This is a genomic window from Pseudoalteromonas rubra (assembly GCF_001482385.1).
Taxonomy (GTDB): domain Bacteria; phylum Pseudomonadota; class Gammaproteobacteria; order Enterobacterales; family Alteromonadaceae; genus Pseudoalteromonas; species Pseudoalteromonas ardens.
The window spans coordinates 1527708-1547092 of record NZ_CP013611.1; the positions used below are offsets into that span (position 1 = coordinate 1527708).

Annotated in this window: 16 protein-coding genes; 9 read left to right on the forward strand and 7 right to left on the reverse strand. The window is 46.6% G+C overall.

Annotated elements, in window-relative coordinates; genetic code table 11:
- The first annotated feature begins 6 nt into the window (after positions 1-6).
- The 7 genes from surA (at position 7) to AT705_RS06790 (ending at position 7146) form a co-directional block, all read left to right on the forward strand.
- Positions 7-1293, forward strand: coding sequence for a peptidylprolyl isomerase SurA (gene surA / locus AT705_RS06760; RefSeq protein ID WP_058796012.1), 1287 nt, complete (start codon positions 7-9; stop codon positions 1291-1293).
- A 13-nt stretch (positions 1294-1306) separates the two neighbouring features.
- Complete coding sequence (gene pdxA / locus AT705_RS06765; RefSeq protein ID WP_058796013.1) at positions 1307-2299, forward strand: 4-hydroxythreonine-4-phosphate dehydrogenase PdxA; 993 nt, start codon at positions 1307-1309, stop codon at positions 2297-2299.
- Positions 2296-3102, forward strand: a complete 807-nt coding sequence (rsmA, locus tag AT705_RS06770; RefSeq protein WP_058796014.1) for a 16S rRNA (adenine(1518)-N(6)/adenine(1519)-N(6))-dimethyltransferase RsmA — start codon at positions 2296-2298, stop codon at positions 3100-3102. The genes pdxA and rsmA overlap by 4 nt, the downstream gene beginning before the upstream one ends.
- The gene (gene apaG / locus AT705_RS06775; RefSeq protein WP_010382612.1) at positions 3086-3475 is read left to right on the forward strand and encodes a Co2+/Mg2+ efflux protein ApaG; all 390 of its coding nucleotides are present in this window, start codon (positions 3086-3088) and stop codon (positions 3473-3475) included. The genes rsmA and apaG overlap by 17 nt, the downstream gene beginning before the upstream one ends.
- Complete coding sequence (locus tag AT705_RS06780) at positions 3475-4272, forward strand: symmetrical bis(5'-nucleosyl)-tetraphosphatase (RefSeq protein WP_058796015.1); 798 nt, start codon at positions 3475-3477, stop codon at positions 4270-4272. Before apaG ends, AT705_RS06780 begins: the two co-directional genes overlap by 1 nt.
- Before the next feature lie 113 nt (positions 4273-4385).
- Complete coding sequence (locus tag AT705_RS06785; protein WP_058796016.1) at positions 4386-6401, forward strand: methyl-accepting chemotaxis protein; 2016 nt, start codon at positions 4386-4388, stop codon at positions 6399-6401.
- A 205-nt stretch (positions 6402-6606) separates the two neighbouring features.
- Entirely contained in the window at positions 6607-7146 is a 540-nt protein-coding gene (locus AT705_RS06790; protein ID WP_058796017.1) for a hypothetical protein, read from the forward strand.
- A 525-nt stretch (positions 7147-7671) separates the two neighbouring features.
- Here AT705_RS06790 and AT705_RS06800 read toward each other — a convergent pair.
- Both AT705_RS06800 and tkt read right to left on the reverse strand, forming a co-directional pair.
- Positions 7672-9918 (reverse strand): zinc dependent phospholipase C family protein, encoded by a 2247-nt coding sequence (locus AT705_RS06800; RefSeq protein ID WP_058796019.1) that lies wholly within the window; start codon positions 9916-9918, stop codon positions 7672-7674.
- Positions 9919-10865: 947 nt separating this feature from the next.
- The gene (tkt, locus tag AT705_RS06805; RefSeq protein WP_058796020.1) at positions 10866-12860 is read right to left on the reverse strand and encodes a transketolase; all 1995 of its coding nucleotides are present in this window, start codon (positions 12858-12860) and stop codon (positions 10866-10868) included.
- Positions 12861-13221: 361 nt separating this feature from the next.
- On the opposite strand from tkt, the gene metK reads away from it, so the two are divergent.
- Positions 13222-14373, forward strand: a complete 1152-nt coding sequence (metK, locus tag AT705_RS06810; protein ID WP_010382626.1) for a methionine adenosyltransferase — start codon at positions 13222-13224, stop codon at positions 14371-14373.
- A gap of 63 nt (positions 14374-14436) precedes the next feature.
- Here the strand turns inward: metK and AT705_RS06815 are convergent, their stop codons facing one another.
- From AT705_RS06815 to AT705_RS06825, 3 genes are read right to left on the reverse strand one after another with little or no spacing between them, the layout of a single operon-like run.
- Positions 14437-15288, reverse strand: coding sequence for an HDOD domain-containing protein (locus tag AT705_RS06815; RefSeq protein ID WP_058796021.1), 852 nt, complete (start codon positions 15286-15288; stop codon positions 14437-14439).
- A gap of 56 nt (positions 15289-15344) precedes the next feature.
- On the reverse strand, positions 15345-16031 hold the full coding sequence (locus AT705_RS06820) for an START domain-containing protein (protein ID WP_157576688.1): 687 nt from the start codon (positions 16029-16031) through the stop codon (positions 15345-15347).
- A complete protein-coding gene (locus AT705_RS06825; RefSeq protein ID WP_058796023.1) occupies positions 16015-17532 on the reverse strand; it encodes a CYTH and CHAD domain-containing protein in 1518 nt (505 codons plus the stop codon). Before AT705_RS06825 ends, AT705_RS06820 begins: the two co-directional genes overlap by 17 nt.
- Before the next feature lie 287 nt (positions 17533-17819).
- On the opposite strand from AT705_RS06825, the gene AT705_RS06830 reads away from it, so the two are divergent.
- Positions 17820-18443, forward strand: a complete 624-nt coding sequence (locus AT705_RS06830; protein WP_049864979.1) for a TIGR04211 family SH3 domain-containing protein — start codon at positions 17820-17822, stop codon at positions 18441-18443.
- 42 nt (positions 18444-18485) lie between these two features.
- Here AT705_RS06830 and AT705_RS06835 read toward each other — a convergent pair whose 3' ends face one another.
- A complete protein-coding gene (locus AT705_RS06835) occupies positions 18486-18845 on the reverse strand; it encodes a hypothetical protein (protein WP_058796024.1) in 360 nt (119 codons plus the stop codon).
- A gap of 46 nt (positions 18846-18891) precedes the next feature.
- Entirely contained in the window at positions 18892-19371 is a 480-nt protein-coding gene (locus tag AT705_RS06840) for an FKBP-type peptidyl-prolyl cis-trans isomerase (RefSeq protein ID WP_058796025.1), read from the reverse strand.
- Between the last annotated feature and the right edge of the window lie 14 nt (positions 19372-19385).

Below are 19385 nucleotides of genomic sequence, written 5' to 3' on the forward strand. Positions count from 1 at the left end.
ACTCTTATGAATTTAAAAAAGCTATTATTAGTTCCAATTTTAAGTATGACGCTGGCACAACCCGTTTGGGCTGAGCGTGTCCAGCTGGACAAAGTAGTCGCAACGGTTAACGACGGTGTGGTACTGAAAAGTGAAGTGGACAAGATCCTTAATCGCGTAAAAGAACAAGCTGAGCAGCAAAACACTGAGCTGCCGTCAGATAAGGTACTGCGCATCCAGGCTATTGAAAAACTCATTGACCAGGTGCTGATGGAACAAATGGCTGCGCGCATGGGCATGGAAATTTCAGATGCTCAGCTTGATCAGACACTGGCCAGTATGGCAAAAGATCAAGGTGGCAACATTGCAGATTTACGTAATTCGATTGAAGCCACAGGCGAGAGTTTCCAGGCATATCGAGAAGAAATTCGTACTGAAATCATGGTTTCACAAGTACAGCGCGCTGCGGTGGATCGCCGTATCTATATCAGCCCGCAGGAAATTGCCAATTTACAACAAATTTTGGCACAACAAACTGGCCAGTCGGAAGAATATGATATCGGCCACATCCTGATCAAAGTTGAGAGCAAAGCGAATCCGGAAGACATCGAAGATGCCCGTGAACGTGCTGAAAAAGTCATCGAATTTCTTAATGAGGGCCGCGAATTCAAGCGTATCGCCATCGCCTCATCGAGTGGTGCTAAAGCACTGGATGGCGGTCAGCTAGGCTGGATGGGCATCAATGAAATGCCAACACTGTTTGCAGAAGCGGTAAAAGGCAAGAAAAAAGATGACATCATCGGCCCACTGCGCTCTGGTGCCGGTTTCCATATTCTGAAAGTACAAGACATTCGCGGACGCCAGGTGGTTGAGCGGGTGGAAATGCGCTCTCGTCATATCCTGGTGAAGCCGTCTATCATCCTCAGCGAAGAAAAAGCACGAGATATGTTAGCAGGCTTTGTGACAGATCTGCGTAATGGCAATGCAGACTTTGCTGAGCTGGCTAAAGCGCATTCTGAAGATCCAGGTTCGGCGTTAAAAGGCGGTGAATATGACTGGACAGACCCGACGACTTACGTACCCGCATTTCGTGATGCCTTAATGTCACTGGAACAAAACGAAATCAGTGAGCCATTCAGAAGCACCTTCGGCTGGCACATCGTTCAGTTGCTTGATAAGCGCGTTGCTGATAAAACAGAACAAGCAAAAGCAAACCGTGCCCACCAACTTCTGTTTCGTCGTAAGTTTAAAGAAGAAAGCTTTAAGTGGATGCGTGAAATGCGCGAACAGGCGCACATAGAAGTAATCGACTAATAGAAGAACTAAGATGAGTTTAAGAATCGCAATCACCCCCGGCGAACCGGCAGGGATAGGGCCTGATTTGGTCATCAAACTTGCACAACACGACTGGCCAGCACAGCTGGTCGCGGTTGTGGATAAAGACATCATGCTACAGCGTGCCAGGGAGCTGAATACATCTATTAAGCTCATCCCATTTGACCCTGATGCACCCGCTGCGGCTGCACCACCTGGCAGTATTTATTACCTTCAGGTAGAGCGCGGTTGTGACGTCAAAGCAGGTGAGCTGGACGAGCGCAACGGTCAGTACGTCTTAGATACCTTACGTATCGCCTCTGAAAAAAATATGGACGGCACATTCGACGCCGTCGTGACAGGGCCCGTGCACAAAGGGATTATTAACCGTGCTGGTATTTCCTTCAGTGGTCACACTGAATATTTTGCGCAGCAGTCCAACACCCCCGATGTGGTGATGATGCTGGCCACCGAAGGGCTCCGTGTGGCGCTGGTCACAACACATATTCCGTTGGCTTACGTGTCTAAAGCCATTACCCACGAGCGGCTCACGAAAGTAGCACATATTCTTTATCAAGACTTGCAAACCAAGTTTGGTATAGAGCAGCCAAATGTCCTGGTATGCGGGCTAAATCCACATGCTGGTGAAGGTGGTCATCTGGGCAATGAAGAAATTGATACCATAGAGCCGGTGTTGGCCGAGCTCAATGCACAGGGCATGCATTTTGTTGGCCCACTCCCCGCCGACACTCTATTTCAGGCGAAATATCTCGAAAATACCGATGCCGTATTGGCAATGTATCACGATCAGGGTTTACCTGTGTTAAAATACAAAGGATTTGGCAATTCGGTAAATATTACACTCGGATTGCCCTTCATCCGCACTTCTGTTGACCATGGCACGGCACTCGATCTCGCCGCCAGTGGCAACGCAGAAGTCGGTAGTTTCGAATTAGCGATCCGCGAAGCAATTAAGCTCGCCACCGAGAAAACACAGAGTTCATGACAGATAAAGTACATTTGGGCCACCGAGCCCGTAAACGCTTCGGCCAAAACTTCCTTAACGACAGCAACATCATCGATAAGATTGTGACGGCTATCGATCCCAAGCCCGGAGACAATCTGGTAGAGATAGGTCCAGGTTTAGGTGCCATCACTGAGCCCGTGGTAGAGCTGAGTGACCAGCTAACTGTTGTGGAACTGGATCGCGATCTGGCAGAACGCCTGATCCACCACCCTTTTATGGGACCAAAGCTCACGGTACATCAGGGCGACGCTATGAAGTTTGACTTTTCTACGCTCCTGAAAGGCGACGAAAAGCTCAAGATTTTTGGTAACCTGCCCTATAACGTCTCTACGCCCCTGCTGTTTCATTTATTTGAATTTGCAGATCAGGTTGAGCACATGCATTTCATGCTGCAAAAAGAGGTGGTAAACCGTATGGTCGCGGGACCAGGCAGTAAAGCCTACGGCCGCTTAAGTGTCATGACACAATACTATTGCCATGCCATTCCAGTGATCCAGGTTCCTCCTACGTGCTTTAAGCCAGCACCCAAAGTTGACTCTGCGGTTGTGAGATTGATCCCCAAAGATGCGCAACAGCGCAGTGCTAAGAGCACCAAAGTGCTTAATACTGTGTGTCTTGAGGCTTTTAACCAAAGACGTAAAACATTGCGCAACAGTTTGTCGAACCTGATGACTGCCGAGCAACTGAGTAACCTTGGGATCGACCCGGGTTTACGTGCTGAAAATATTTCCCTTTCGCAATTTATTGAGATAGCAAACTGGATCTATGACAACAAAGAGTGAGATCGGCTCACCGATCAAAGTATCTGTAGAAGCCTTCTATGTTGAAGGCCAATCTCAGCCAGAAAAAGACAAATATGTCTTTGCCTATACCATCACCATTAAAAATCACAGCTTGTGTAATGCCAAGCTGGAAAGCCGCTATTGGCTGATAACCGACGCCAACGGTAAAGAAACCGAAGTCGAAGGTGATGGCGTCGTTGGTGAGCAGCCGACTATTCGTCCGGGAGAAAGCTACCAATACACCAGCGGTGCAGTATTAGATACGCCAGTTGGCACAATGGAAGGCTACTATGTGATGCGTAATGAATTTGGCACTGAATTTCGCGCTCCAATCCAGGTCTTCAGACTGAGCCGTCCGGATATCCTGCACTAATGGCCAACTATGTGGTCGGCGATCTGCAAGGCTGCTTTACACCGTTAAAGCAGCTGTTGCAGGAAGTTGCCTTCACCCCAGCCCGTGACCACCTTTATCTGGTAGGCGATATTGTAGCCCGGGGTCCAGATTCACTCGGCTGTCTCGACTTTGTGTTTCGCCATCAGGATTGCGTCACTATCACCCTCGGCAATCACGACTTGCACCTTATCTGCAATGTATTGCTTGGCAAAACGCCCAACCCTAAGGACAAACTCGACGCCCTATACCAGCACCCGCAATTACCAGATTACCTGACCTTTTTGCGCCGTCAGCCATTGTGTGTGTATCTTGATAACTATCGCACTTTTATTTCTCATGCCGGTATTCACCCTGATTGGGAGATAGAACAAGCCCTGTCTTTGGGCCGCTGGGCTCAACAAAAATACCAAGGCGATGAGGCTAGCCAGTTTCTACCCGCGATGTACGGTAAAGAGCCTCGTCTGCTACTTGATACTGATGAACAAAGCCGCTTTAATACCATAGTCAATGTATTTACCCGGATGCGCTTCCTGACTACGCAGTGGCATCTCGATTTTGACAATAAAGGCACACTCGATGATGCCGGCGAATTACGTCCCTGGTTTACTCATCCGCGCTTCCAAAATGACACCAATCGTTACCTTTTTGGGCACTGGGCTGCCTTGCAAGGGATCACAAAAGTCCCCAATGTCACTGCTTTAGATACAGGATGTGTGTGGGGAGGACCGATGACCCTGCTTGATTTAGACGCAAATGAGCAAATTTCGAGCAATTAACTGTTTCTCAGCCGATTTTACTGAATTTTGAATTCACATCTGCTATAAAATACTTAACTATCGCGCAATAAATCCGATAAGCATTCATTCAGCTTTAATTTGATGGTACCCGTATGAATTTGACTGTAAGCCAACGTATCTGGGGTGGTTTTATCATAATCACTCTACTCCTGTTGATGATCGGAGGAAACTCGCTGCTAAGGATCGCCAATATAGATAATTCCACAAGACTGGTTAATTCGCTTTCATTGCCCGCTCTGGACAGCAGTGCTGCGTTACAAATTGAGTTCACTCAGATGAGTAAGCTCGCCCAGGGGAGTTACTTCACGCAATCACCAGACGAACTGAACTCACTCAAGGCAAAATTCAATGGCCGTCAGCAGGCGTTCAATAAAACCTTTTCTGAGTTAGGTGCTGTGGTTGATCAAGACCCTGGTCTGGCACAAAGCAAACGCCAGGTCGAATCAAGCTTCAACCAATTTTCGACCTCTGTGCAGGACTTGTTGAGTAACAAGGCCCGCGAACTGATGTTGGTAAAGACACTTAAACAACAACTTGAAGACACAGAAATGGCCGCTGAGGATGCCACGACAGTGGTGCTGGATATCCTTGATTTAGACGGCTTACAGGATAGTGACAATCGCGCCTATCAGGCAGCAACAAAATTAGAAAACCTGTTTAGTTCTGCTGTGACAACCAGTACAGATATGATGACTATCAAAGAGCGCAACACGCTGGACATCGTTGAAAAGGAACAGGCCTATGTTTTGGAAGAGCTGGAACGCAATATGTCTTTAATGACAGCTACAGTGGCGCAGCTAGACAGCACATTGGTAGACGACTTACAACAATACTATGATGACCTGTTAACTCAGCTAAAGGGTTCTAATAGCATTTCCAGCAATGTGGGTCAGCTAATCGCGGCACGACAAACAACTCGTACAGAGTTAGACACCGCAGAAGCGACCACCAATACCGCCCTGAAACAGCTTGGTGAACTGGTCGCACAGTCAAAACAACTGGCGTTTGATATTCAGGATGAAGTACGCGCAGACGTTACCTCTGCAAATATGTGGACCTGGGTAGGTATGATCATGGCTGCCTTGTTGGCAATTGTCATCGCATACCTGACTGTCAGTCGTATTACTAAGCCATTGTCTGAAGTTAATCGCGTCTTAAATATCGTCGCTCGTGGCGACATGACCCAGACACTGGATGACTCAGCAAAAGATGAGTTTGGTGAGCTGGCGCGCAGCTGTAACAGCCTCATAGCCAGCTTACGAGAGTTGATCACCGGTATCGTGTCACGCTCAACTCAGCTTGCTGCTGCCTCTGAAGAGACCTCAGCCATTACCATTGAGTCCAGCCAGGCAATTAAGAGCCAGCAGTCTCAGGTTGAACAGGCCGCGACGGCAACCACTGAGATGAGCAGTACAGCCCATGGCGTGAGCAACAGTGCCCATCAGGCATTGCAGGAAATCAAAAATGCCGATAAAGAGGCCGAGCGCGTTAAGGGCATTTCTCAGGATAACAAGCACACCATTGAACAGCTGGCTCATGAAGTCGAAGCGGTGTCTGAAGTAATCAACAAGCTACATCAGGACAGTTCAGCGATTGGTGGCATCCTGGATGTGATCCGCGGTATTGCAGAACAAACTAACCTTCTTGCCCTGAATGCCGCCATAGAAGCAGCTCGTGCTGGTGAACAGGGTCGTGGATTTGCGGTTGTTGCCGACGAAGTGCGCTCCCTGGCCAGCAAAACACAGGAGTCGACTCAAGAGATCCAGGCGATGATCGAGTCGCTGCAAAGTGGTGCAGAAGAGGCCGTCAGCGCGATGTCGAAAGGCCAGCAGCAAGCTGAGTCTTGTGTCCATCAAAGCGATGTGGCCAATGAGGCACTGAATTCAATCACGGACGCCGTGTCTCGTGCACATGACGTGAGTGAAGAAATTGCCAACGCGGCCAATGAACAGCAACAAGTCTCTCAGGAGATCAGTGAACGTCTTGAATCCATTGTGACCATCGCCGAACAAACGGCTGAAGGCGCGAACCAGACATCGATTTCGAGCTCAGAAGTGGCTAAGCTAGCCGAAGAGCTGAGACTGTCTGTTGACCAGTTCAGAGTCTGATATCTGTTAATGAGTAATGTCAAAGGCCCGCTCAGTGAGCGGGCCTTTCTGTTGCAATCTAGACAACATTTATACCAATTTTTTACTTAAGATAAATAGTGCTTTTCTGATCAGGACATACAGGCCCATCGTAACCACTCCGTCAACAGTTTTAATTTAGGGGACAATCCTGCACACTTACGCGGTTTTTAACGGAGTAAAAATAATGAAAAAAACACTGTCTCTAATTGCACTTTCTACTTTACTGGGTGGCTGCTACTCCAGCCCTGAATCTGTCAATAGCACAGCGCGTTTTGCAAGCCCGGAGGTAAATAAATCCCCTTTTCACCTCAGTCTGTCTTTGAGCACAGATACCCTTAATGTCATCCCGCTGAACACCACCGAATACGTGACTGATGATTCGCATTTACGCGCTGCAGCAGAGCTGTCTTTGGGCAACGGTTTCGAATTAGGCTGGGCAGCCGGAGGAGAAGGAAAATACAGTCTGAAATACCAGTTTTACGGCAAAAGCAGAGAAGAGGCCAGCAGCGGCGATGTCTCCCATGCCGTGAGTATCAGCTATGTCAGTGGTGATGACTCTGGAGTTGAAGCAGGCAATTATATCGGCGGTACCGCGTATAATAACGCTCACTGGGAATTTGATAAAAACGCCATCGATGTGGCGTTGATTAGTGGCTATCGCCTGACCCCGGAGCTTTTGCTATATGGTAGCGTGTTCTATCAGGACGGCGACATTGGACATTGACGGTCGTTATTACATCCCAAACTCCAGCACTTGCAAAACAAAATGTAAAACGGACCCCATCAACAGTGATGGTAAAAACTACGGTGTCAGTCTAGCGCTTGAGTATACTTTCACACGCAACCTATTTGGTACGCTTGAGGTCACTCAACATCACGCCGATTGGTTTAACAGAAGCCAGTCAAAGTCTACTGCAAACTTTAATTTAGGCTATCGGTTTTAACAACAAAATGCCTGGTATATGGCAGTCTATCTTATCAACCTGGCGATAAGATATGTCTAGATGCTCCATGCAGTCATTGCCAGCCCAAATGCCTCTGCGATTCCTGTAAGCACAAAGAGGCGACAACTTGCAAGGCAGTCTGATTACACTAATTCAGCCACCTCACTAATTTCGTGACTCCGAATTACACCACCTGCATGTAGACAGTATCATTGAGGTGAAAGCGAGGTGAAGCCCAGCAATAGACCCAGTCAGGTTAAGCATAGCCATCACTAACTGGATCTATATCCTCACTTTTACTTTGGTTAGTTTATTACAGAAAGTATTGGTATTAACCAGGCTGCAATGGGTAAACATCGCTCAAAGTGTGTCTGGTCCAACTGAAATGCGCTTTCATGGCAATTTCTTATTTTATAGTAATCAGGCAGGATATTGCTCTCACCAATTGTATCTGCCGCAACTAAACCAGGCGCCAACGGACCCTTAAATATTCTTAAGAAAATTTGATCTCTGGCCGCTTCCGCACCCCAAAAATAGAATGGCCTCACGCTATACTGACGTTCATAGTCTCGCTTTTGATCCTCATGACCATGCTGTCTAGGCAACTTCGGCGATCTTTCCATCCAAGCATGATTACCGTCTAAAGACGCTATCCAACCAAGCATAATATTACTATTTGGAACATGGCGAATATCAACCCCAGCTTTACGGGCGAGACGATTAAGCTCACTTTTACCTAACAGTGCTAACTTAGAGAGCTGAATTGCGTTGTAAACAGGCGCAAACTCTTGAGGACTGAATTTCCCATTTTTTAAATGCATGTCCCCTTTTATTCTTTCAGAAACATCTGGAATTAGAAGTAGCTTCTTATTTAATCCATCCATTTTGAAAGCATTATTAATCACATCATCGGAAGGCGGATTGCTAATCCAGCGAAGCATTTTTTCCTGATCGTCATTGAGAATTTCTTTAACGACATGCTTACCAATCCTTTCAGATAACGCGTTAATATCCTTTTTTATCTGATTATACTGAGAGTAAATACTTGCCAAACCATTATGGTCTTTAGCTAGGTCTTTTAGAGATTCTGATAATTGGCTCTGTAAATTTTTAAGCTTCTTAGCCGCATCACACATGTGAGGAGTAACAGTTCCTATTGGATCGCCCGTATAAATAGGACCGTAACAAGCCAGCCATTCTGTAATTGGCTTAGCACTAACTGTATAATTTTTACCATCCGCGATTAGTTTTGCCGTACTGATATTAGCGCTAATGTATGCCTCACCTGCTTTTTCTACTGAATACTTAAAAAACTGTGAATAGGCGGCATCCAACGCAATTGCTTTTACATCTAACTCATAGCCAAGGGCTAATGCGGTCGTAACCAAAGCAAGTGCCTGTACAGCTTCATTCTTTGACAGTTCTTTGATACCCAGCGCCTTAGCTGTTTTTTTAAGCTCAGGATTACTGTCCCAGATAGATTTAAGTTCAGATTTTAATCGTGCTAATTCGTCCTCTTTCTTTTTTAATTCATCAACTATACGTCTTGCATGATCGTCACTCCACAAACACAACCCTTTCCTTTCCTGCTCTTTACGATATTCATCAGCATCCTTACAATTCCTAAATGGGTCATCGAAAGAAGGACAAAAAGCAGATGGAGAGAATGGTAAGAGTTCACATACCACATAGTTACCTATGTTCCCCCGGTTAAGTTCTTTTATTTCTTCTTCAAGTCTTGAGATATTTCTTTGCTGCTCTTCGCGCTCGGCGCCCCCCTTTTCATACGCGGCAATCAGATCATTGTAATATTTTTGCCGCTGCTTCGAGATATTGATCCAACTCTCTAGTGTCCGTTTTAAAATACCAAGAGGCTTAGCTTGCTCAGCCGCTTCATCTTCAAATGCTTTCATACTTTGAAGGTGTTTTGAAAACGTTGACTTTTTATATTGAGCTGACACACCATCGTTATCCAGCAATTTCTCTTTAATTGCCTTTATTTGATTGGACGACACATTAAGCACACTGCTTGCCTGTAAGCTGTAAGGTTGATACTTAGAAATATACATTTCTAGTAATTTATGTCTTATCTCTACAGCAAATGCATCAGAGTCACCCAGATCAAACGCATCACCCGCGTAAGAGTTAACATAAGTATGGGCAAACACATCGCTGGCGGCATGGCTTAAATACCCTGAATAAAACGCGCTCCATTCGGAGGAAGATATGCCATCTGGCTTTGTCGACAAATAGGTTAACCACTGGTTACTATTCCAACCGGTGCCTGCATGAACAGTGACTTGTCCGCCAATAAAGTCAGGTAAAACATCGGGACCATTTGTACCCAGTAAGTACAAGTTTTGATTTGCCAGAATAGCACTTGCTAAATCTTTATTTACAGCAAAGTCACCATAAGGGGGGATTGATACTTTATGGTCACGTAAGTCATTGATGACCTCTTTACCAACATACATGTGCGTTTTTAGTTCGAAGGCAGCAACCATGTTGCTAACTAACGCAGACAGAAAAAATAAAAATTTAAAAAACTTCATAATTATTTTATATAATTACTTCTTAATAATGAGAAGCAACTCCTTTTTCGTTAAATTCGAGCGCATTATCCATTTATCGCGCGAGTTCTCAATTACTATTTCCACATTTAATAATTTAACAAAGTTAAAGGCAGGAATTATTAACAGAAAATCACAATCAAAATAAAAACAGAAAAAAATTAAAAATATATCTTTTATTTATAATTTAAATATAACAAAGGTAAGACCACTGTTTCACTCTCCCAATGGGCACTACCTACAAGATTAAATTGCTCACAGCATATCTATCGACATAAGTAAATGTGTTACTCAGAAATATACCTGGAAGTAACTGGTTCTTCAGCACTGAATATAAGTCCCAAGCCTGCGAGGCCTGTCGTGAGCGTAGTTTGAATAATGGATTAGCGGTTATCTGTGGCTCAGACACCTACATAGATTAACGAGGAGCACTCCGGAAATGACAGTATCAGTTAACCAGTATGACTAAACTACAGCAGCCTAATTATCGCCCTTTTGTACCAATGGTTTGGTTACACTCTCGCGCTGACTTCATCTCTCACCACAGGTCTTTGTCCAGTGCTGTACAGCCAGCCCAGCGTAAACTCTCCACCCTAAGCGCAAGATTGAAAACGCTCGATTACCTTCATTGTAAGTTGATCCATAGCCATGGCTTTTCTCATAACTGTGAATGGCCGCCTTGACTACGAGCACAGGCATGAGAGGTGCCAAAAATATTCCCAATACCCGTGTAAATTTTTTCAGCAAAATGACTCTTAGATTGTTTAGCACCTCCCAGGATGGGTACTGTCACATATCCTGACACGCAATCACTCTAGATGATAAAAAGACTGTCAGCCATCATGTGAACCGTTATCCAGATCTTTCACCAGGCACAAAAAAGCCGCTTAAGTTTCCTTAAACGGCTTTTTCAATATTAGCGTTTGAGCTTAATTGAACAAGGCATTCGCCTTAGCAACCACATTCTCAACCGTAAAGCCAAAGTGCTTGAACAGCTCAGCCGCAGGCGCTGACTCACCAAAAGTGCTCATGCCTACTACTGCGCCATTCAGGCCTACATACTTATACCAGTAGTCTTCTATACCTGCTTCAATCGCAACACGACGTGTCACGGCAGCTGGCAATACTGACTCTTTGTACTCAGCAGATTGTGCATCGAACGCATCGGTAGATGGCATAGATACAACACGTACACGCTTACCACTGTCGCGAAGCTGTGCAGCCGCTTCTACAGCCAGCTGAACTTCTGAACCAGTTGCAATCAGAATAAGCTCTGGCTCACCATCACAACTCAGTACATAGCCACCTTGCTTAATGGCTGCTACCTGCTCGTCGCTACGCGCCTGTTGCTCAAGCCCCTGACGGGTAAATACCAGTGACGTAGGACCATCCTTACGTTCAATAGCTTGCTGCCAGGCAACCGCAGATTCAACCTGGTCACACGGACGCCAGTTAATCAGGTTTGGAGTCATACGCATGCTCGCAAGCTGCTCGACCGGCTGGTGTGTAGGGCCATCTTCGCCAAGACCGATTGAATCATGGGTGTAAACGAAAATGCTCGGTTGTTTCATCAATGCAGCCATACGAACTGCGTTACGCGCATATTCCATAAACATCAGGAAGGTCGCACCATAAGGAATGAAGCCTTTGTGCAGTGCAATACCATTCATGATGGCTGACATGCCGAATTCACGTACACCATAGAAGATGTAGTTGCCTGACGCATCGTCAGCGGTTAGACCTTTAGAGCCTTCCCATAACGTCAGGTTTGAACCCGCCAGGTCCGCAGAACCACCCATAAATTCAGGTAGCAATGGACCAAACGCATTCAATGCATTTTGTGACGCTTTACGAGTTGCCGGATTGGCTGGATTAGCCTGTAACTGTGCAATGTACTCTGCACTTTTCTGTGCCCAGTCTACAGGTAACTCACCTTTGGTGCGACGTTCAAACTCTGCCGCCAGCTCAGGGTAATGCATCTGGTACTCAGTGAATTTAACCAGCCATTCGCTCTGAATTTGTTGACCGTGCGCCGCAGCATCCCACTTTGCGTAAACAGACTCAGGAATGTCAAACGCTTCGTGCTCCCAGCCCAGGAATTCGCGAGCCGCTTTAATCTCGTCATCCCCCAGAGGTGCACCGTGACAATCATGGCTACCCGACTTGTTTGGTGAGCCGTAACCAATGACTGTCTTGCAGCAGATCAGGGTTGGCTTATCTGATTCAGCGCGCGCCGCTTCAATAGCAGCCGTGATCGCCTCACTGTCATGACCGTCTACATCTGCAATCACATGCCAGCCATATGCTTCGAAACGCTTTGGTGTATCGTCGCTAAACCAGCCTTCCACTTCACCGTCAATAGAGATGCCGTTGTCATCCCAAAATGCGATGAGCTTGCCCAGGCCCAGAGTACCAGCCAAAGAACACGCCTCGTGCGAAATACCTTCCATCAAACAGCCATCGCCCAAAAAGGCATACGTGTAGTGATTCACGATGTCGTATTCATCACGGTTAAACTGTGCTGCCAGTGCTTTTTCGGCAATCGCCATACCTACCGCATTGGTGATACCCTGGCCCAGTGGTCCAGTCGTGGTTTCGATACCTGGAGCATAACCATACTCAGGGTGGCCTGGAGTTTTGGAATGCATTTGGCGGAAGTTTTTCAGTTCATCGATCGACAGATCATAACCAGACAAATGCAACAGAGAATAAATGAGCATGGAGCCATGGCCATTTGATAATACAAAGCGGTCACGATCGACCCAATCTGGGTTATTTGGGTTGTGCTTTAAATAATCGCGCCACAATACCTCTGCGATATCGGCCATACCCATAGGGGCACCCGGGTGACCGGATTTGGCCTTTTGAACTGCGTCCATGGACAGAACGCGTATGGCATTTGCAAGTTCTTTGCGAGATGGCATGAAGTCTCCTACTTTTTTTGTCATTTGAGTGGCAAATCTGTACCTAATATACCCGTGTGGCGACGTTGTCACGTTTACCTTAATATGTGGCAATTCAATGCATGACACGCCGAAATGCAGGTAACTCGATTAGAAAATTGGTCCCCATTCTTACCTATTAGGGTAACCACTGCAATTAAAAATCAATGAAATCTTAGCGTCATTGGGGACTTTTTTACTGCGTTTTTCGCAAAGGTTTAAAATTAGACGTCTAGGCGTAAAAAAGCTATGCAGCCGAGCGGGTTTTCGATAATATGTCGCTCTGATTTTTTCGCGCTATTCCTGTTGTTTGTGAAGCGCAATATTTGTGAGCATAAATACAATGGCAAAACATTTATTTACTTCTGAATCTGTTTCTGAGGGTCATCCGGATAAAATCGCCGATCAGATCTCTGATGCGGTACTAGATGCTATCCTTGAGCAAGATCCAAAAGCACGTGTTGCGTGTGAAACTTACGTAAAAACCGGCATGGTGATGGTCGGTGGTGAAATCACCACTAGCGCCTGGGTTGATATTGAAGAATTAACGCGTAAAACGGTACGCGAAATTGGCTACACTCATTCAGATATGGGTTTTGACGCCGACTCGTGTGCAATTCTGAACACCATTGGTAAACAATCACCAGACATCAACCAGGGTGTTGACCGTACTCGTCCTGAAGAGCAAGGTGCGGGTGACCAGGGTCTAATGTTTGGTTATGCCTGTAACGAAACTGACGTATTAATGCCGGCACCAATCACTTACTCACACCGTCTGGTTCAACGTCAGGCACAGGTGCGTAAAGATGGTACTCTGCCTTGGTTGCGTCCAGACGCTAAATCACAGGTAACATTTGCCTATGAAAACGGCAAAGCAGTGGGCATTGACGCGGTTGTTCTGTCAACGCAGCACTGTGATTCAGTTTCTCAGGATGATCTGGTTGAAGCGGTGATGGAAACCATCATCAAGCCAGTACTACCCGCTGAGCTTATCACTGAAGCAACTAAGTTCTTCATCAACCCAACTGGCCGTTTCGTTATCGGTGGTCCAATGGGTGACTGTGGTCTGACTGGTCGTAAAATCATCGTAGATACATACGGTGGTATGGCACGTCACGGTGGTGGTGCATTCTCAGGTAAAGATCCATCAAAAGTTGACCGTTCAGCCGCTTACGCAGCACGTTATGTTGCTAAGAACATTGTCGCAGCAGGCCTTGCGGACAAATGTGAAATCCAGGTGTCTTACGCAATTGGTGTTGCTGAGCCAACGTCTATCAGTGTTGAAACCTTCGGCACAGGTAAACTAGAAGAAGCACGTCTGATCGAATTGATCCGCGATCACTTCGACCTGCGCCCTTATGGCCTGATCACTATGCTGGACCTTGAACGTCCAATCTATCAGCCAACTGCGGCATACGGTCACTTCGGCCGTAATGAATTCCCGTGGGAAGCAACAGACAAAGCAGAAGCGCTTAAAGCAGCTGCTGGTCTATAATTGTAAACTCAGATTTACAGATAAGGCGCCTTAGGGCGCCTTTTGTTTTGCAATTCGAAATAATTAATTCCCAGAAATCAGAAACTCTTCAATATCTTCTTTAATATCCACATAATCATCATCATGAATATTTAAGACAATCATTATTTTATCTTTAAATGCATGCCAGTCGGCACAATTGCGAAAATACTTACCTTCGAACGCGAGGTTTTCTGCCAGTTTAAGAATAGCAAAGGCCTGTTGTTCGCTCTCATCACGCGCTTCTTCCAGGTACTGCGGATCATGATGGCGTAAGATAATCTGACACATGGATTTGGGAATATTCCAGGAGCTCGCAAGATAGTAACCCACCACTGCGTGATTGGTCGGATACAGCTCCTCCTCATAGTGCGCCAGAGTATATTCGGGCCGCTGAATGGCGCGTGTCATAACCTCTTTGTAGTTGTCATAACGCATCGCCATGGCCGGTATTCCGGCATCATGAAACAAACCTAGCAACTGCAAGTTCTCAATAGGGACGTTCGCGCGCACCCGTTTACCAATTAGCATGGCTATCTGAGAAATATCAATGGCATTGTCCCAGAAGCGCTCTAAGGAAATACAGCAAAGACTCTGATCGAACGCTTCTTTCAATAAGTACCCGGTAACAATCTGTGTGATGCTATTGAGCCCCAGAAACATCACCGCCTGTTTAATGTCAGACACCGTCCTGGACATCCCATAGGCCGGAGAATTAATCACTTTTAGCACCGCGGCCGATGTTGCGACATCTTGTGAAATGATGTCCGCAACGCGATTTAACTCAGGCTCTTCACTATTGAGTTCATTCTGAATGTGTTCCAGAACCTCAGGCTTTGCAGGCAGATTAAAACCGGAGCGTAACTCCGCCAGCGTTTTTTCATCGATATTAAGCATAACAGCAAACAAGTCAGGCTAGTTTGATTTTAGTGTAGACGATGATTGAGTGATGATCATTCGAACGGGCAGGTATTTGCAGGCGTAATGGCCCAGCTCTCTGCGTTGTGTATCGGCCCCGGTAACAAAGCATGCAGTGCGTTAAACGACATGCGTGTATTGCGCAGCGCCACTTTGTCGACAAACCACTGCGGCGCATCGCCCTGAATATCTGCCGAGATCTGGTAGTCTATCGCAACGGCATTGTCTCGTTCCGTCAGAACCCATTGCACTATGACAGGTTCAATGCGGGTCACTCCCGGCTCAGGCGGGTACTCATCGACTGAACGTATCTTGAGCACATAACTGGCAGAGGACTTTTGCAATAAACAAGCATGCGTCACCATATCCCGCTTGCGCAGTGGCCAGGGCAAATCAAAGTGGGTCAAAACCAGCGTCTGATTTGGCGCAGGACGAGACAAAATTGTGACCGCGCTGACGTACTTAACCCATTCAGAAACGCGGGTGGTATCGTGGAGCAGGTTGATCACCGATTTTGCACTGACGCCCGACCATTTTCCGGTGACACGGATCCTCAAAGGGTGATCGGGTGGCTTCTGATAGTTGATAGAAAACAAAGAGGAGTGATACCAGGGTTGCCAGTGTGCCTGGCGCTGTGCACTGTGGCCAGAAGCCGCAAAGCAGACCAGCCACAGCAGCATGCCGTGACATGCCAGGCGAAGTGTATTACCAGTAGGGTTCACTGTTTAATGAAGCCTGACGGCTTTGCTCCATCGCACTGACCAGAAAATCGGCCTTTTGTTGCAGCCACACCAGAATATCCTGCAATGCCTCATTGGGCTGGCCTTCACACAACTTGCGAAGATAAAACAGCGTTTCTAACTCATAAATACCATAGACAATATCAACCCACGGGGCTCTGAACGCCTGACGGGTTTCTTTGTCGTATAATTTCCCCAGGCAGTGACCACTTAACAGCATGTTTTCCAGCGGCTGACGGCATTCCAGGTACTCTTTCACTGTCATTGTCCGATCAGCCGGATAAAGCGTCGTTAACTTGTTCCAGTCATGGTCGTAGGCGCGCTTGGCCAATGTCTCGACCGGACTTTGCGCAGCCGTGATAGCGTTCTGGTCCCAGTTTTTACGCCACGATTTATCCAGCAACCAGCGAGTCAGTGCCAGGATCAAACGATTGTACCGGGAACAGTGGAACAGATCTTCTATGTCTGTTACGGTTGGCTGTACATCTTTCATATCGGCAATGACCTGAGCCAACTCAGGGGCATTGGAGATCCGCTTGTAATAGGCATGTCGCTTTGAAGTATAAGTTTTAAGGTGAATGGCATTTTCCACCCAACCGAGCTCTGACAATAGCCACTTCAGTTCTTTGCGCAACGATTCTGTTGATGACTTATCAACAAATTCCTCAAACAACCAGAATGCATGGCGGATCAGACTGACGCCATCAATGACACGCTTCAGCGTTTTGAGACTCGGCGCATCCAGATAGCACTGCTCGTGCTTCTGAACAAACTGAATACCATGGTTTAGGGTTGCGACCAGCGCTTGCTCTTGTGAGCAGCCTCGAGGCAGCTTAATCACCCCCAGGGTTTTATTTGCCTTGAGCGGTTTATCATCGGCGATACGGTAGCCTCTTGCCGCCTTGGAGTATAATCCGAGTCTGAGCCCAATATGCTGTAACAAATGATCGGCCAGCAGAAATAAATCATCTCTGTCGCCGTCAATCAATTCAATTTCGAGCTCAGAGATAGGCTCAACAGCGCCCTGTGCACTGATCTCGCCTTTGTCCAGTACCACCTCAATCTCACTACCAGCTTCAGTTTCAATCAGCCAGGTACGGCGAATAAAGTTGGTACTAAAGATCGGAAACAAATTGCTGGCGATTGACTCCAGCTGCACACCCATAGGCCAAATGTTGCTGTCAAAAGCATGAATATCAGGTCGACTGCCCTGAATGGGTAGATTGTATTCTGGACGCTGATGCAACCCACCAACCACTTCTCCCGCAAGCTTAATCGTCTGCTCGCAGTCGTCATCGTTGCAGCGAGTGCGTAAACCTATGTCTAATGCACGTAACTCCCGGCTGGGGGTATCGAAGTAGGCATTTTTCAGATTTTTAGCGGGCTTGTTGCTGACTTTTTTAGCAAACTGGGTAATAAGGGCTGGGATCAGCGGAACTTCATTGTCTGAAACCAAAAATTTCAGTTCTATCTCAGTGTCCATCAGGGGTGTGATTTACCTATGTAATATTCGAACCTTCAAAATATACAAAGGGTCCGCACTTTGCAAACCTTTTAGTAATTATTAGCGCATTATCACCACCAATCCCAACCGGTTTCGTCAATTACAGGTGTAAACCTGTACATCTATCTTCACCGTAAACACCCTCATAAGGGACCTAAAAACCAACGGCTCACTATTTTCCTGCAATACCTGCCCCTTGCCTTTGCGCCGGGAAATCCCTACTATTTTGTTAACTTTATAACGATATCAATATTTAAGGCCTGCAAATGCTGAAAAATATCGCTTTGCCGCTGCTGCTGTCTGTGCTCTCATTGAGCGCAATGGCGGAGCAAACCGAGCTGCAAAATGACCCCACAGAGGCGCAGTCAGCAACTGACAATAATGGCTATATTGTCGACGATTTATACTTATTCATGCACACCGGACCGGGCAAGAATTATCGCATTTTGGGCTCTGTTGAAGCGGGAAGCCCAATCACCATCCTCAATGCAGAGCAAGACAACTTCATTCAGATCAGGGATGACAAAGCACGCGAAGGGTGGGTAGAAAGCCAATTCGTTACATCCGAGCCGGGGTTGCGCCAACGACTCGACAGTGCCAACCTGGCACTCAGCGATAGCAGCAATGAACTCAATACATTACAAAGCCAAATCCCACAACTGGAGCAAGCTAATCTGCAGCTACAACAAGATAATGAGGCGCTGAAAAACAACATCGCTGAATTAGAGCAGGCACTTGAAGCTCAGGTAGAGGCAAGTAAAAACAAAGCACAAACAGAACAACATATGCTATTGAGCTATGGTGGCGGTATTGCCATTGCGGGCATTCTGATTGGCGTGATATTAACCCTGGTATTGTCGCGACGTAAGCGCTACGACGGCTGGGCGTAATACTGTAAAAAATGCGTGAGCCGCTGCGGCCCACGCATTTTTTTATTTATGAATTTTAATGGCACCTAGTACACATGCCCACCCACCATTATTCACATAAACGCGTACTGGTTTATTGGCAGCTAACGCTGTCAGGGACAGTGATAACAGAGAGCTGACTCCCAGCTCACTCGCTGATTTACCGTTTATTTTGGTTTGCGCAGATATACTAGCCACTTTTCGAGCCCTTCCATCATCTGTGGAGGTACACAAGTTAGCCGGTGTTTCAATATAAAAGCCTCCATCATACGTTGAAGTAACCTTCGATATTGTGGTGTCTATGGTACTGTCCCATGCCATCGCTGCCGGTTGGCTCAAAAGTCCGCTAAATAATGCGAATGTGCACACTTTCAATGCTTTCATCTTAAAGTCCCTATTTACTTATGGTATTGGATAAAGGGACATTTTATTATTCAATAGCAAGCAACTCAACTTCAAAAATCAGCAGTGACCCCGGTGCTATTTTCCCGGCAGCTCTGTCACCATAACCAAGATCAGGTCCGATGAAGAAACGGTACTTATCACCCACAGTCATTAACTGAACGCCCTCTGTCCAGCCCGCTATCACCTGATTCAGACCAAAGCTAATTGACTCTCCGCGCACCACTGAGCTGTCAAACACGGAACCATCCAGCAAAGTACCATGATAATGCACGGTCACTTTATCTGCCGGGCCAGGGTGAACATTCCCGTCCCCTTTGCTCATTACTTCATATTGCAGGCCTGATTGAGTGGTCGTGACCCCCGGCTTTTGGCCGTTTTGCGCCAAAAACTCAGCGGCTTCAATACGATTACCTGCTGCCGCCTGTTTTTGCTGTTTACCGTTTTTAAAAATGAGCCATCCCAGCACGACGATGACCAGGACGAGAACAATATTGGTTGTTGACATAGTGACTACCTAAA